This window comes from Rhizobium sp. L9, from assembly GCF_002531885.1.
Lineage (GTDB): Bacteria > Pseudomonadota > Alphaproteobacteria > Rhizobiales > Rhizobiaceae > Rhizobium.
Window position 1 is genome coordinate 140,033 of record NZ_NWSZ01000004.1, and the last position, 13,807, is coordinate 153,839.

Genomic DNA, 13,807 nt, shown 5'->3' on the forward strand with positions numbered 1-13,807 from the left:
GGGTAAGCTAAGGGTACATCCGTACCTTTTCCCAGGCCCCGACTGGGGATGGGCGACGAAATTCGATGCGGTCATGCAGGCGGAACTGCTGATCTTTCCAGAATTCGATCGAGGTCGGCCGGATGCGGAAGCCCGACCAATAGGGAGGCCGGGGTATCTCGCCAATGGCGTAGCGGGCGGTGTATTCCGCCACCGCCTTCTCCAGCGCGAATCGGCTTTCGAGCGGACGCGATTGTTTGGAGGCCCAGGCGCCGATGCGGCTGCCGCGCGCCCGCGTCTTGAAATAGGCGTCGGCTTCGGCGTCGCTCACGATCTCGACAGGTCCGCGCAACCGCACCTGGCGGCGCAGGCTTTTCCAGTGGAAACACATGGCGGCTTTCTTCTGCCCCAAGATTTCGCGACCTTTCTGGCTCTCGAAATTGGTGTAGAAGACGAAACCGTCATCGTCGAATCCCTTCAGGAGCACCATGCGGACATTGGGAAGACCATGCTCATCGACCGTTGCCAGCGCCACGGCATTGGGATCGTTCGGTTCGGAGGCCTCCGCTTCCTTCAGCCATTCGGCAAAGAGCTTGAAGGGCTCGCCACTTTCGGTAAAGTCACCGCTTGTTAACTCGTTTGCCGACATATTGGTTCAAATGCCCCGGATTATTCAAAACTCGCCCAGCTTTTGATAACTGGACAGGACGCAGGGTGGAAGTCATAGCAAAGTCATATCGCCATACAAAGGGCCTGCGGCAACGCAGCAGCGTCTTCCTGGTTGTCGGCGCCGCAATGCTGTCGCTTTCCGGCTGCCTCGCGGGCGGGATGGATTTCTTGAGCGAAGCCAAGGTCGACCGGTCGGTAGCCACCGGCACCGTGCCGCAGACGCCGCCGAGCACCGACACGCTTTCGGACGAGATGACAGTGCGCAACGCCGTGACCTCGGCCGATGTGCACAAGCTCGAAGGCCAGCCGCTTCCCTGGGCGAATGCATCGACCGGCAGCGCCGGCGTCATCGATACGATCGTCGAAAACAACGAATCGGGCCAGGTCTGCCGGCAGTTCCGCACGACGCGGCATTCCTATGTCGGGATCGCCAAATTCTACGGCAAGACCTGCCTCGTCGGCGGCGGCAACTGGCAGCTGCTGAGCTTCCAGCCGGAAAGTTAATTTCCGGCGGGAAAGCTAATTTCCGGCGTGAAAGTTAATGTCCGGCGGGAAATTTGATCTGCCGCAACCGATTCGGCGCGCGACAGTTAACGGCCGCCGGCTTTGTCGCGAATGCTTAGCAAAGAGCTAACCATTTACGGCAAAACACTCCCCATCTCTCCACGGAAATAAGAAGTGATTAGCAACTCGGCCGCACGATCGGTGTCGAGAGTGGCTCTGCCTGCCTTTGCGGCCGGTGGCGCCTTACATGTTGATATTGGACTTCGATATTGGGCGGGGATGCCGGGCAAGGACAGGCGTCACCCGCATCGCAACACCGGCGGTTTTGACATGCGCGATCCTTACAAAATTCTGGGCGTCAAACGCGACGCGGCGGCAGAAGAGATCAAGGCGGCCTGGCGCAACATGGCCAAAGCAGCCCATCCCGACCACAATCAGGACGATCCGACGGCGACGGCGCGGTTCGCCGAGATCGGCCGCGCATACGAAACGCTGAGAGACCCGCGCAAACGCAGCCTGTTCGACAATGCCGTGCGGGTGGCGGAAGCCAAGAAGCAGGAACAGACGATCATGCAGCAGCGCCAGGCCGCGCGCGAGGCTGCGGCCCGCGCCAAGGCGGCGCAGGCCAATGCCGAGCGGGTGATGGAAGAGCTTGCCCGGGCTGCCCAGAAGGCCGCGGCCGAAGGCCCAAAACAGCAGGCCGGCACCGGCGAAGGTGCCGAGGAGATGGTCGAGCGCATTTTCGGCGCGCAGACACGCGCTGCGGCGGGCGGCCAGGCGCAGGGCCGCGCCCAGCAGACGCAGTCCCAGCAGACGCAGGGCCAGACACAGTCCGAAGCGGGCAAACGTGTGGATGGCGAGGCCCCCGAAGCCGAGGAGGAACCCGGCGAGACATCAAACAATGCCGCCAACCTGTCGCTGCCGCTCAGCATCCTGACATCGCTGGTGCGCCGTTTCACCGGCGCCAAGGATAGCGGCCTCGACAAAGCGCCGGACGAGGTCACGACGGCGACGGTCACGATCGACGACGTGCTGAAAAGCGGCTGGATCAACGCGTCGTTGCCGGAGGGCCGCGAAATCGGCTTCGTGCTGCCGGCCGGCACCACGGATGGTCACGAGATCAGGCTCAAGGGACAGGGCTTCAAGCTGCCGGGCATGCAGCGCGGCGATGCCGTCGTCAATATCCGCATCGCCCCCGATCCGCGCTTCAGCGTCGATGGTTTCGACCTGCACGCCGTGCTGCCGATCAGTATCGAGAATGCCGTGCTCGGCACCGAGGCGCGCATCGAAGGCCCGGCCGGGCCGCTTGATATCACCGTTCCCGCATGGTCGGGCTCGGACAAGACGATCGCGATTCCCGGCCAGGGATTGCCGCGGGAAGACGGCAGCAGAGGCGATCTCGTCGTCGAATTGCGCATCATCCTGTGGGAAAAACCCGACGATAAGATCACAGATCTCATGCGGAGTATGCGCGAAGGCCTGTTCCTGTGAAATTTTCATGACATTCGCACCCTTTGTTACGATCCCTAACAGTTGATGATCCAGGCCAAGCTTGAACCGATTAACGGCCTATGCCATAGGCAGGATCGATCAGAATCCTAGGGAGCGAAATATGGCTCAAGCATCCGGCCTCATGGCAGGCAAACGCGGCGTCATCATGGGTGTCGCCAACAATCGTTCGATTGCGTGGGGTATTGCCAAGGCCATTCATGCGCAGGGCGGAGAAGTCGCGCTCACCTATCAGGGCGATGCGCTGAAGAAGCGTGTCGAGCCGCTTGCAGCCGAGATCGACGCGACGCTCGTCGGCCACTGCGATGTCGCCGACGAATCCACCATCGACGCGGTTTTCGAAAATGTCGAAAAGCTGTGGGGCAAGATCGATTTCCTCGTGCATGCGATCGGCTTTTCCGACAAGGACGAGCTGACCGGCCGCTACATCGACACCTCGCCCGACAATTTCACCAAGACGATGCAGATTTCCGTCTACTCCTTCACCTCGGTCGCACGCCGCGCCGAGAAGCTGATGACGGACGGCGGCTCGATGCTGACGCTAACCTATTACGGCGCCGAAAAGGTCATGCCGAACTATAATGTCATGGGCGTCGCCAAGGCCGCGCTCGAAGCGAGCGTCAAATATCTCGCCGTCGATCTCGGGCCGCAGAACATCCGCGTCAACGCCGTTTCGGCCGGGCCGATCAAGACGCTCGCCGCCTCCGGCATCGGCGATTTCCGCTATATTCTGAAGTGGAACGAATATAATGCCCCACTGCGCCGCACGGTCACCATCGAGGAAGTGGGCGACGTCGGCCTCTATCTGCTGTCCGACCTGTCGCGCTCGGTCACCGGTGAAGTGCATCACGCCGACAGCGGCTATCATGTCATCGGCATGAAGGCGGTCGACGCGCCGGATATTTCGGTCGTCAAGGACTAAGTCCCCCGGAGTCGAGACCGTGCTCATCTACGTGATCAGACACGGTCAGACCGACTGGAATGCCGAGCGTCGCCTGCAGGGCCAGAAGGATGTGCCGATGAACGCCATCGGCCTGGAACAGGCCCGGCAGAACGGCATCGAGCTGGCCAAGATCCTCGGCGATACGGTCGGCGAATTCGATTTTGTCGCAAGCCCGCTCGGACGCACGCGCGCAACGATGGAAATCATGCGCGCGGCCATGGGACTGCCGCCGCTTGCCTATCGCACCGATCCGAGGCTGGTGGAGATTTCCTTCGGAGACTGGGAGGGCTCGACGCTCAAGGAACTGAGGGCGACGCAGGCCGAGCGGGTGGCCGAACGCAATGCCTCGAAATGGGATTTCATTCCACCCGGCGACGATGCGGAGAGCTACGAGATCCTCTCCTGGCGCACAAGCGCATGGCTGCACTCCGTCGATCGCCCGACTGTCTGCGTCACCCATGGCGGCGTCATCCGCACGCTGTTCCAGGCGATTGCCGACCTGCCTAAGAGCACCGCCGCCGAAGGCGGTATACCACAGGACCGGATCGTCAGGATCGATACGCGCGAGCGGACAATCGTCTGGCTGTAGGCATCGCAGGGCGCTGCGCTCAGTGTTGGTCGGATTGGGATGGGAGCGAGTTGTTCGGCCCGGGGGAGATCGCCGATATGAGCCCCTCATCCGGCTGCCGCCACCGAACCGGGGTCGAGCCACGTGCGACCCGTCCTTCGGACCCACGCTCGCGGGGCGAAGGGACGTGCCGCGCCCTCTCCGGTCCACTCGCTCTCGTGGGGCAAGTCCCTCGCCCCGCGAGCGGGGAGAGGGTTAGGGTGAGGGGCAGCCATTGGCGCCAACCTCACACGACCATTCTCCGGAAACTGCCTACTTGACGATATCGAGATCGTTGATGACGCGCTTGCCGTCGACCTCGGTGTAGAAGACGATGACCTTCACGCCGGCTTCGAGGCCGTCGAAATTGAATTCCTCCGGCGCCTGATAGGTCTTGCCATCGTCGAGCGTCAGCACGAGATTGGCCGTGTCGACCTTCTTGATCGTCGCCTCGACATCGGCGCTCTCGGCAAAACCGCTCATCGGCGACAGGAAACTTGCTGTGGCCAAAAGCGTGGCGACGACGAAACGCATGGCAACAATCCTCTTGAAACGCTGCACGAGAACACTGGCCACAGATAATCTCCTGAATATGGCGAAAATTGCCCGTAAGAATGGCTTTTCCCGCCCAATTGATGAATGGCATTTTAAACATAATCAAGGCGCTGCGTTAACCACGCGCTTCCCTCGCTGATCTCACCGCCGCTGCGGCCGGAACTGGATGGCGGCTGGCTTCGTGACGGCCATGCTGCCGCAAAGGAGCGAAACAGCATTTCCGCCGCTGCCGGTTTGACGCAAAGAAAGGCTTTTGCCTCGGCGGTTTTTTGGCCTATGAGTGTCGCGCCTTTTCAAGCAATGGCGCGGCCGGCGGCGACCGGCGCTCAGGCGCCGCCGTGGGAACACATGTCACACAATACATTCGGTCACCTCTTCCGCGTAACCACCTGGGGCGAAAGCCATGGCCCGGCGCTCGGCTGCGTCGTCGACGGCTGCCCTCCAGGTCTGCGCTTCAAGCTCGAAGACCTCCAGGTCTGGCTCGACAAGCGCAAGCCCGGCCAATCCCGCTTCGTCACGCAGCGGCGCGAGGACGACTTGGTGAAGGTGCTGTCCGGCGTCATGCTCGATGCCGACGGCGAGACGATGACGACCACAGGCACGCCGATCTCCATGCTGATCGAGAACACCGACCAGCGCTCCAAGGATTATGGCGAGATCGCTCGGCAATACCGGCCCGGCCATGCCGACTATACCTATGACCTCAAATACGGGATTCGCGACTATCGCGGCGGCGGCCGCTCCTCGGCGCGCGAGACCGCCGCCCGGGTTGCGGCCGGCGGCATCGCCCGCCTCGTCGTGCCAGGTGTCACCGTGCGCGGCGCCCTGGTGCAGATCGGCAAACACAAGGTCGACCGCAGCAACTGGGACTGGGACCAGGTCGGACAAAACCCGTTCTTCTCGCCGGATGCGGCAATCGTGCCGGTCTGGGAGGAATATCTCGACGGCATCCGCAAGGCCGGCTCGTCCATCGGCGCTGTTATCGAAGTGATCGCCGAAGGGGTGCCCGCAGGTCTCGGCGCGCCGATCTATTCCAAGCTCGACCAGGATATCGCCTCGCTGCTGATGTCGATCAATGCCGTCAAGGGTGTGGAGATCGGCAATGGTTTTGCCGCTGCCGAAACCTCAGGCGAAGACAATGCCGACGAGATGCGCATGGGCAATGACGGCACGCCGATCTTCCTTTCCAACAATGCCGGCGGTATTCTCGGCGGGATCTCGACCGGACAGCCGATCGTGGCGCGTTTCGCCGTTAAGCCGACCTCGTCGATCCTGACCGAACGTCAGTCGATCGACGCCGATGGCAAGAATGTCGACGTGCGCACGAAGGGCCGACACGACCCCTGCGTCGGCATTCGCGCCGTACCGATCGGCGAGGCGATGGTCGCCTGCGCCATTACCGATCATTACCTTCGCGACCGCGGCCAGACAGGCCGTCTGAAATAGGAGCGTCCATGTCTTACGATCAGAAGCGCGTCGTCGACGCCATCAGGGCCTTCGAGGCGGGCGAAATCGTCGTCGTCATGGACGACAATGACCGCGAGAACGAGGGCGATTTGATCGTCGCCGCCGTCCACACCACGCCGGAGAAGATGGCCTTCATCGTGCGCCACACCTCAGGCATCGTCTGCGCACCCATGCCGAAGGAAGAGGCCAAGCGCCTCAACCTCAACGCCATGGTGGCGGAAAACGATTCGGCCCACACGACCGCCTTCACCGTCTCGGTGGATTTCAAGCACGGCACGACGACCGGCATCTCGGCCGACGACCGGACGCTGACGGTGCGCAACCTCGCCAATCCGAATGTCGGGGCCGCCGATTTCGTCCGTCCCGGCCATATCTTCCCGCTGGTATCGCGCGAAGGCGGCGTGCTGATGCGCTCGGGCCATACGGAAGCGGCCGTCGATCTCTGCCGGCTCGCCGGCCTGCCGCCGATCGGCGTCATCTCGGAACTGGTCAATGACGACGGCACCGTCACCCGCGGGCCGCAGGTTGTCGATTTCGCCGAGAAGCACGGGCTGAAGCTCGTCTCCGTCGCCGACCTCATCGCTTATCGCCAGCGCAAGGAAACGCTGGTCGAGCACGGCGCGAGCTTCGACATCGACACGCCGTTCGGCAAGGCCAAGGCCCACACCTATGCCCTGCCCTGGGACCCGATGCAGCATCTCGCCGTCGTCTTCGGCGACATCCGCGACGGCGTCGACATTCCGGTGCGCCTGCATCCGGAAAATGTCGCCGAGGATCTCTTCGGCAAGAACAGCCCGGTCGACTTCTACATGGAGAAGATCGCCGCCGAAGGCCGCGGCATCATCGTCTATCTGCGCGAGGGCTCCGTCGGCGTCGGCCATTACGACAATGGCCGCAAGGCCCGCAACCAGGGCCGCGAAGCCCATGCCGAGGCGCAGACGCGCGAGAGCGAATGGCTGGAAATCGGCCTCGGCGCCCAGATCCTCAAGGATCTCGGCGTCAGCTCGATCAAGCTGCTCACCAGCCGCGAGCGCCACTATGTCGGCCTGGAAGGTTTCGGCATCAAAATCAGCAAGACGGAGATCTGCTGAGGGTCAAACGAAAGCCGGATGGCAGCCCCTCATCCGCCTGCCGGCACCTTCTCCCCGCCCGCGGGGAGAAGGGGACATGTCGCACCGGCGTCCTCCATCTCAACGTTTGGCACGTCCCCTCGCCCCGTTTACGGGGAGAGGGTTAGGGTGAGGGGCAATCTGATGCGCTCTCTCGAGGAAATTATCCTCTCCACCCCTCGAGCAACACCACCTTCTCCACACCCGCAAACCGCGCCACCCGATCCAGCTCGGCCTCCAGCCGCTCCAGCCGCCCGGCTGAAGCCTTGACACCCGGTTCCAGCCAAAGCCGCCTGACGTCGAGGGTCGATTTCTTGCGGTCCGCCTTCATGTCGATGCGGCCGATCAGGCGGTCGCCTTCGAGCAGCGGGAAGACGTAATAGCCATATTCGCGCTTGGCTTCGGGCACGAAGACCTCGATGCGATAGAAGAAGCCGAACAGGCGTTCGGTGCGGTTGCGGTCGCGGATCATCGGGTCGAAGGGGCTGAGTACGCGGATGCGCGGCGGAGCGTCCGGATAGGTGTCGAGCGTCGAGAGAAAGTCGGCAAAGGCCCAGGACGGGCGAGGCTTGCCGCCGGGCGCCGGTTCGATCAGCACTTCGGTCAGCTCGTCACGATGGGCTGATACCCAGCCCTTGGCCTCGTCGGGCGAGACCAGGTTCCAAAAGGCTGCGATCTCGCCGTGGGTGGCGAAACCGAGGCGGGCAAGCGCGCTGCGGCAGGCCCAATCGACGAAGTCTTCGCGGCTCACCTCCGGCTCGCGGAATTCAGCGGGGATAACGCGCTCGGTCAGATCATAGATCTTCTGGAAATTCGAGCGGCCGGCGATGGCGAACTTGCCGGTGTGCCAGAAATATTCGAGCGCCGTCTTGTTCGGATGCCAGTTCCACCAGCCGCCGGAGACGTGGCCATCGGCCTTGACGTCGCGCGCCAGCATCGCGCCGTCGCGCCGCACACGTTCATAGGTCTCCTCGAATGCCGCCTCGAAACCCTCGCCGCGCCACTTGCGCCAGCGCTCGACGAGGACTTTCTCCTGGTGGCGGAACTTGTGCTTCCAATAGACGAAGAAGGCGCTGGGCAGGATGGAGGCGTCGTGCGTCCAGTGCTCGAACAGCGCACGCTCCTTTTCGAGCAGTGCCTTCAGATGCTCGCGCCGATAGGTCTGGTTGCGGGAAAACAGGATCTGATGATGCGCCCGCTCCACCGTCTGGATGCTGTCCACCTGGACAAAGCCGAGATCGTGGATCAACTGCAGCAGGCCGGCCTTGGTCAAGGCGCGGTTCGGTGAGGCGCTGAGGCCCTGCTTGGCAAGAAAGACACGGCGGGCATCGGAATTGGAAAGCAGATTCGTCATGGCCACATCATAACGCGGAAAATCTTCCTAGCCACCCGATTATCCGCCCAAATGTCGGCATCGCGATTTGCGCTTTCATCATCCTAGCTTCCCCGTATAGAAGCACTGCTGTCGGGTTGGCGCCAATGGCTGCCCCTCACCCTAACCCTCTCCCCGTAAACGGGGCGAGGGGATGTGCCCTGCGAGGGGCCCGCGGGGAACCGAGAGGGCGCGGCATGGTCCCTTCGCCCCGTTTACGGGGAGAAGGTGCCGGCAGGCGGATGAGGGGCCGGCATCGGCAACCCCTCCGGTAGAAAATGCGAGGGAATTAGTTTGGATATTCGCTTCGAAGGCGCCGGTGTCAGTTTCGGGGCGCGGGTGGCGCTCGAGCCGCTGACGCTCGGCATCACCGGCAAACGGATTGGCATCATCGGACTGAATGGCTCGGGCAAGACCACCTTTGCGCGGCTGATCAATGGGCTGACCAAGCCGACCACCGGCCGCGTCATGGTCAACGGCCGCGACACGGCCGACGAGAAGACTGTTGGCGCCGATGTCGGCTTCATCTTCCAGTCGCCGCAGAACCAGATCATCCTGCCGATCGTCAAGGACGACATCGCCTTCGGACTGAAGCGGCGCGGCTTCAGCAAGGCTGAGGTCGAGGCAAGGGTCCAAGGCGTGCTGGCCCGCTTCGGCGCCGAGGCGCTAGCCGATCGCCGGGCGCACGAGCTTTCCGGCGGCGAGCTCCAGCTGGCGGCGCTCTGCTCGGTGTTGGCGACCGGCCCGGGCATTCTCATCCTTGACGAGCCGACCAACCAGCTCGATCTCAAAAACCGGGGGCTGGTCGAGAGGATCATCGCCGGACTGCCGGAAAGCGCCATCGTCATCACCCACGACCTTGAGCTGATTGCCGGTTTCGATCGGGTGCTCGTGTTTCACGAAGGGCGGCTTGCCGCCGATGCGCCTGCGGCCGAAGCGGTCGCCCGCTATCGGGAGATCGCCGCCTGATGCAGACGCTCTACGTCGAAGGCAACAGCCCGATGCACCGGCTCTCGCCGCGGGTAAAGCTCCTGTCGCTGACGGCCTTCGCCATCCTGCTGTTCATCGGCCACAATCTCCTCCTGCTCTCGGGCGCCGTGCTGGTGGCGGCGGTGCTCTACGGCACGGTCGGCCTGCCGCTTGGCGAGGCGTTGCGACGGCTGCGGCCGATCTTCCTGACGATTGCGGTCGTCGCTCTCTTCAACTTCATCTTCAATCCCTGGCAGGCGGCGCTCGTGCCCGTGCTACGGTTGACGGCGCTGATGCTTCTCGCCGCCAGCGTGACGGCGACGACTTCAATTACCGAGTTCATCGACGAGGTGACGGCGCTTGCCCGCCCGCTCGAACGCACCGGCCGGGTTCAGGCCGACGATATCGGCCTTGCTCTCGGACTGGTGCTGCGCTTCGTGCCTGAGATCGTCAACCGTTACCAGGCGATCCGCGAGGCGCACATGGCGCGTGGGCTGAAGGTCCGGCCGACAAGTATGCTTGCGCCGCTGATCATTCTGACGCTGAAGGACGCGGATAATGTCGCCGCGGCGATTGACGCGCGCCGCATTCGGCGGCATGGAAGTTAACGATTTTTTAATACGGAGTTCATGATGAGCACCCGCGACCTCGTCCTTACCGCCCTCTTTGCCGCGATCATCGTGGCGCTCGGCCTGCTGCCGCCGATCTCGCTCGGCTTCATTCCGGTGCCGATCACCGCCCAGTCGCTCGGCGTCATGATGGCCGGCGTCGTGCTCGGCGCCCGGCGCGGCGCGATCGCCGTGCTGATCGTGCTGCTGCTCGTCGCGATCGGCCTGCCGGTGCTTTCCGGCGGCCGCGGCGGCCTGGCGATCTTCGCCTCGCCGACAGCTGGCTTCCTCGTCGGCTGGATCTTTGGCGCCTTCGTCACCGGCTATCTCAGCGAGCGCCTAGTCAACCATGGGCAATCCGGCCTGGTGCAGACGGTGAGCTTCTTCCTCGCCGCCATGATCGGCGGCATCGTCGTGCTCTACGCCTTTGGCATCACCTATCTCGCGACCGTCGCAGGCCTCGGCTTCACGAAAGCCTTCGTCGGCTCCATGGCCTTCATTCCGGGCGATGTGATCAAGGCCGTCGTCGCCGCCCTGCTCGGCCGCGCCGTCATGGTCGGCTATCCCCTGCTGCCGGCGCGCGCTTGAGCGTTTAGGGCCTATCCATACCGTCAGTGGCCGCCTTCCACCGAAGGTGGCCACTGCGTATTAGAGGATGTCGCATGGATGCTCGGGCAAGCCCGAGCAGGACGGAGAGTGGGGTCAAGGTCGAGGCAAGAGCCGAGAAGGGGGAATTCGGACATCATTGCGCCTCGGGCCTACTCCCTCTCCTCGATTTTACCCCTAGACCCGAGACTCCCTCGCCAGAAAAACGGCAGCCCGTTGCCCAAGCCGATCGAGCAATCCTCGCAAAAGGCTCCGCATCGGCGGCTCTCCCCATTTGCATACGGCAAGCGACATGGCGCAGATGATCGCGACGGCCAAAGCCAGTGCCAGCAGCGGCGCCATTCCGCGGGCGGTCAGCCAGTCGAGAAGCTGGACGCCGATGGCGAGATGCAGGAGATAGAGCGGATAAGTCATCGCGCCGAAGGTTTTCACCGATCGAAGCAACAGGGTTGGCAGACGGCTGATCCGCTTGGCATAGCCGACGCTTGCGACGATCGATATCAATCCAGCCAGCCAGATTGCGATTGCGGGAAAGGAGGAGAAAGAATGACCCGCTGCGGTGAGCGTGCGGTCGCTGCTGTTCTCTCCGGCCATGTAGATCTGGGCGCCCCCCGCGGCCAAGGCGCAGAAGAAGCCCAGCCAGGATATCCCACTCATCCGGCCTTGGGACAGCAGCCAGATATAGATGCCGACGGCAAATTGGCAGCCGTAGTAAAAGGGGATGGCCCGCCAGGCGGTCTCGGTGAACATGTCCTGTATGGCTGCATCGGGAACGGCGTAAGACAGCGCGATGAAAGCCGCGCTGGCCAGCGACAGGCCGAGCGCCAGGGCGGACATCCTCGTCTTCTGCCCGGTCGCGCACATGATGAAGACGATGGCGTAGAAGCAAATCTCGCATGCCAGGGTCCAATACTGGCCATCGATCCAGGGCCCCCCGGGATAGAGCGTGATCGAGCGCAGATAGTTCATGAGGATGCGCCAGTTGACGTCCTGTGTGGCAATGACGATCAGCGTCAGCGATGCGCAGATCCATACCGCCGGATAGAGCCGCAGAATACGCCCCTTGAGAAATGACAGGGCGCTGGCGGAAGCGGCGGAATTGACGATGACGAAGCCCGATATGACGAAGAACAATTCGACGCCGACCCATCCGGGCTGGGCGACATTCTCGATCGCCGGCATTTTGTACGGTCTGAGATATAAAGGCGAGGCCCAGGAAGTAAATCCGAGATGGAACACTGTCACCATCAGGGCACATGCAAAGCGCAGTGCGTCGATCCCGTAAATATACGGGTTTCCCGCCGCAGATTTAGCCATATTGATTGTCTCCAACACCTTCGCCCAGCCCGCCTCGACAGACATAGGGCTCGAGTTTCCTGTGACGACCCATAAATTGGATTGCGTGTCGGATCCGTTCGTCTATTCGCCCGTCAGATCAGTTCCGCAATCCTCGAGCGGGCCTGACATTCCGGCCTATTTGGAGGCCTGGTACGGAGTGGAGTTCGGGCAACAAAAAACCGCCTTGAGGCGGTCGGGCATGCTATCGATTTCCGTTTGATCTAGTCTCCTCCACCGTCTCCGCCACCTCCGTCGCCGCCCCCATCATCAGAGACCTCGAACCCAATTCCGCCATCGCCACCCGAATCGGGACTGCGCCTGGTATTTGCGGTGGTCTGGGCAGTTGTTCCGGCTTTTACCGCGGTTACGGCGAAAGCGAGGAGGCCTGCAACGAGCAGGGTCGTCAGAAGATATGAATCCAATCAGTTTCCTTTCGTTTGCTTCAGGAAATCGCGTTTCCTGATCAAAAGTGTAGATTATTTTTCAATCGCCGCAATAGCACCAATATGAAACTTTCATGACATTTCAGCTCGGGTCAAAACGAGCCGGGCCCCGTGGTTTCCAGCCTATTCCATGGTCGGCGGGCCGCCGGATCGACACTCCGCCGTGAACCATTCCGCAAAGCGGCGAACCGGCTTCTTCGCCCAGGAGCTGGTGATCAGGTAATAGCCTTGAGTCTCTGCCGTCGAAATGTCCGAGAGCACAACGAGGTCGCCGCGATCGATCTCTCGCCGGAACACTTCGACAGGGCATAGTGCGACGCCATGCCCAGCGATTACCGCCGTGGCAAGAATGTTGAAGTCCTGGAATATCGGCCCGCGAAGCGGGTCGGGCGCCGTTATCTCAGCCTTTCGGAACCATTCTTTCCAGCCGTCAATGGATTCATCGTGCAGCAGTTCGGCTGCCGCAAAGGGAACGCCGTCGGCCACCCAGTTTCGCTTTGCCAAATAATGAATGCTGGCCACCGGCTGGTTGCGCCTGGAGAAAAGCAGGCGGCTCTCCCGTCCCCCTGACACGTCTTCTCCCATGGTAATGAGAACATCCAGGCTTTCGTCATCGAAGCGCTCTTCCGCTTTTGCATAGACGATCCTGACATCAAGATCAGGATCGCTCTCCCGAAAAGATGGAAGTGCCGGAACCAGCCAGCGCGACGCGATCGAAGGAATGCATCCCACGGTTATCGAACGCATATTGTGGTCTCTGCGCATGTTGCCGGTGGCGTGGTCGATGGCGGCCAGCGAGCCCGAGACGGCCAGATAATATTCGGCACCCGCCGGCGTCAGTGCAACGCCGCGTCCGGATTTTTGCAGCAGCTTGCGTCCCATCCATGTCTCCAGATGTTTGATCTGGTGACTGATCGCGGCATGGGTCACGTGCAGTTCGTCTCCGGCCTTTGAAAGACTCATGAGCCGGGCGGTTGCTTCGAAGGCTCTCAATGCGTTCAGCGGCGGCAGTTGCATATGTTCGAATTCCTCACATAAGCAGCAGGATCCATTGGCCGCCCGATATGTCAAATCTTTTAGTATCACTCCGAACATGCCGGAGAATATCCGATCACTCTCGGCCCGGGCC

14 protein-coding genes are annotated in these 13,807 nt (G+C 62.1%); 9 read left to right on the top strand and 5 right to left on the bottom strand.

What is annotated here, in order from left to right; genetic code table 11:
* Positions 1-7 precede the first annotated feature (7 nt).
* Positions 8-628 carry a pyridoxamine 5'-phosphate oxidase gene (gene pdxH, locus CO660_RS04335; RefSeq protein ID WP_085777196.1) on the bottom strand — a complete coding sequence of 207 codons (621 nt, stop codon included), beginning with the start codon at positions 626-628 and terminating at the stop codon, positions 8-10.
* 65 nt (positions 629-693) lie between these two features.
* Here pdxH and CO660_RS04340 point away from each other — a divergent pair, with 65 nt between their 5' ends.
* The 4 genes from CO660_RS04340 (at position 694) to CO660_RS04355 (ending at position 4,193) form a co-directional block, all read left to right on the top strand.
* A complete protein-coding gene (locus CO660_RS04340) occupies positions 694-1,152 on the top strand; it encodes an RT0821/Lpp0805 family surface protein (protein ID WP_064800911.1) in 459 nt (152 codons plus the stop codon).
* A gap of 330 nt (positions 1,153-1,482) precedes the next feature.
* Complete coding sequence (locus tag CO660_RS04345) at positions 1,483-2,643, top strand: DnaJ C-terminal domain-containing protein (protein WP_097597857.1); 1,161 nt, start codon at positions 1,483-1,485, stop codon at positions 2,641-2,643.
* 121 nt (positions 2,644-2,764) lie between these two features.
* Complete coding sequence (fabI, locus tag CO660_RS04350) at positions 2,765-3,583, top strand: enoyl-ACP reductase FabI (protein WP_064800910.1); 819 nt, start codon at positions 2,765-2,767, stop codon at positions 3,581-3,583.
* Positions 3,584-3,602: 19 nt separating this feature from the next.
* Positions 3,603-4,193: a histidine phosphatase family protein gene (locus CO660_RS04355; RefSeq protein WP_097597723.1), complete on the top strand. Its 591-nt coding sequence runs from the start codon at positions 3,603-3,605 to the stop codon at positions 4,191-4,193.
* A 291-nt stretch (positions 4,194-4,484) separates the two neighbouring features.
* Here CO660_RS04355 and CO660_RS04360 read toward each other — a convergent pair whose 3' ends face one another.
* The gene (locus CO660_RS04360) at positions 4,485-4,745 is read right to left on the bottom strand and encodes a DUF1344 domain-containing protein (RefSeq protein ID WP_003569889.1); all 261 of its coding nucleotides are present in this window, start codon (positions 4,743-4,745) and stop codon (positions 4,485-4,487) included.
* Positions 4,746-5,114: 369 nt separating this feature from the next.
* Here CO660_RS04360 and aroC point away from each other — a divergent pair, with 369 nt between their 5' ends.
* Positions 5,115-6,212 (top strand): chorismate synthase, encoded by a 1,098-nt coding sequence (gene aroC / locus CO660_RS04365; protein ID WP_097597724.1) that lies wholly within the window; start codon positions 5,115-5,117, stop codon positions 6,210-6,212.
* 8 nt (positions 6,213-6,220) lie between these two features.
* A complete protein-coding gene (gene ribB, locus CO660_RS04370; RefSeq protein WP_085777193.1) occupies positions 6,221-7,324 on the top strand; it encodes a 3,4-dihydroxy-2-butanone-4-phosphate synthase in 1,104 nt (367 codons plus the stop codon).
* Positions 7,325-7,505: 181 nt separating this feature from the next.
* Here ribB and CO660_RS04375 read toward each other — a convergent pair whose 3' ends face one another.
* Positions 7,506-8,696 (bottom strand): winged helix-turn-helix domain-containing protein, encoded by a 1,191-nt coding sequence (locus CO660_RS04375; RefSeq protein WP_097597725.1) that lies wholly within the window; start codon positions 8,694-8,696, stop codon positions 7,506-7,508.
* Positions 8,697-9,008: 312 nt separating this feature from the next.
* Here CO660_RS04375 and CO660_RS04380 point away from each other — a divergent pair, with 312 nt between their 5' ends.
* From CO660_RS04380 to CO660_RS04390, 3 genes are read left to right on the top strand one after another with little or no spacing between them, the layout of a single operon-like run.
* Positions 9,009-9,683: an ABC transporter ATP-binding protein gene (locus tag CO660_RS04380; RefSeq protein ID WP_097597726.1), complete on the top strand. Its 675-nt coding sequence runs from the start codon at positions 9,009-9,011 to the stop codon at positions 9,681-9,683.
* Complete coding sequence (locus CO660_RS04385) at positions 9,683-10,291, top strand: energy-coupling factor transporter transmembrane protein EcfT (protein WP_097597727.1); 609 nt, start codon at positions 9,683-9,685, stop codon at positions 10,289-10,291. The genes CO660_RS04380 and CO660_RS04385 overlap by 1 nt, the downstream gene beginning before the upstream one ends.
* Positions 10,292-10,315: 24 nt before the next feature.
* On the top strand, positions 10,316-10,879 hold the full coding sequence (locus tag CO660_RS04390) for a biotin transporter BioY (RefSeq protein ID WP_011424275.1): 564 nt from the start codon (positions 10,316-10,318) through the stop codon (positions 10,877-10,879).
* Between the two features lie 195 nt (positions 10,880-11,074).
* Here CO660_RS04390 and CO660_RS04395 read toward each other — a convergent pair whose 3' ends face one another.
* Both CO660_RS04395 and CO660_RS04400 read right to left on the bottom strand, forming a co-directional pair.
* Entirely contained in the window at positions 11,075-12,214 is a 1,140-nt protein-coding gene (locus CO660_RS04395; RefSeq protein ID WP_097597858.1) for an acyltransferase, read from the bottom strand.
* 587 nt (positions 12,215-12,801) lie between these two features.
* Positions 12,802-13,695, bottom strand: coding sequence for a LysR substrate-binding domain-containing protein (locus CO660_RS04400; protein ID WP_097597728.1), 894 nt, complete (start codon positions 13,693-13,695; stop codon positions 12,802-12,804).
* Between the last annotated feature and the right edge of the window lie 112 nt (positions 13,696-13,807).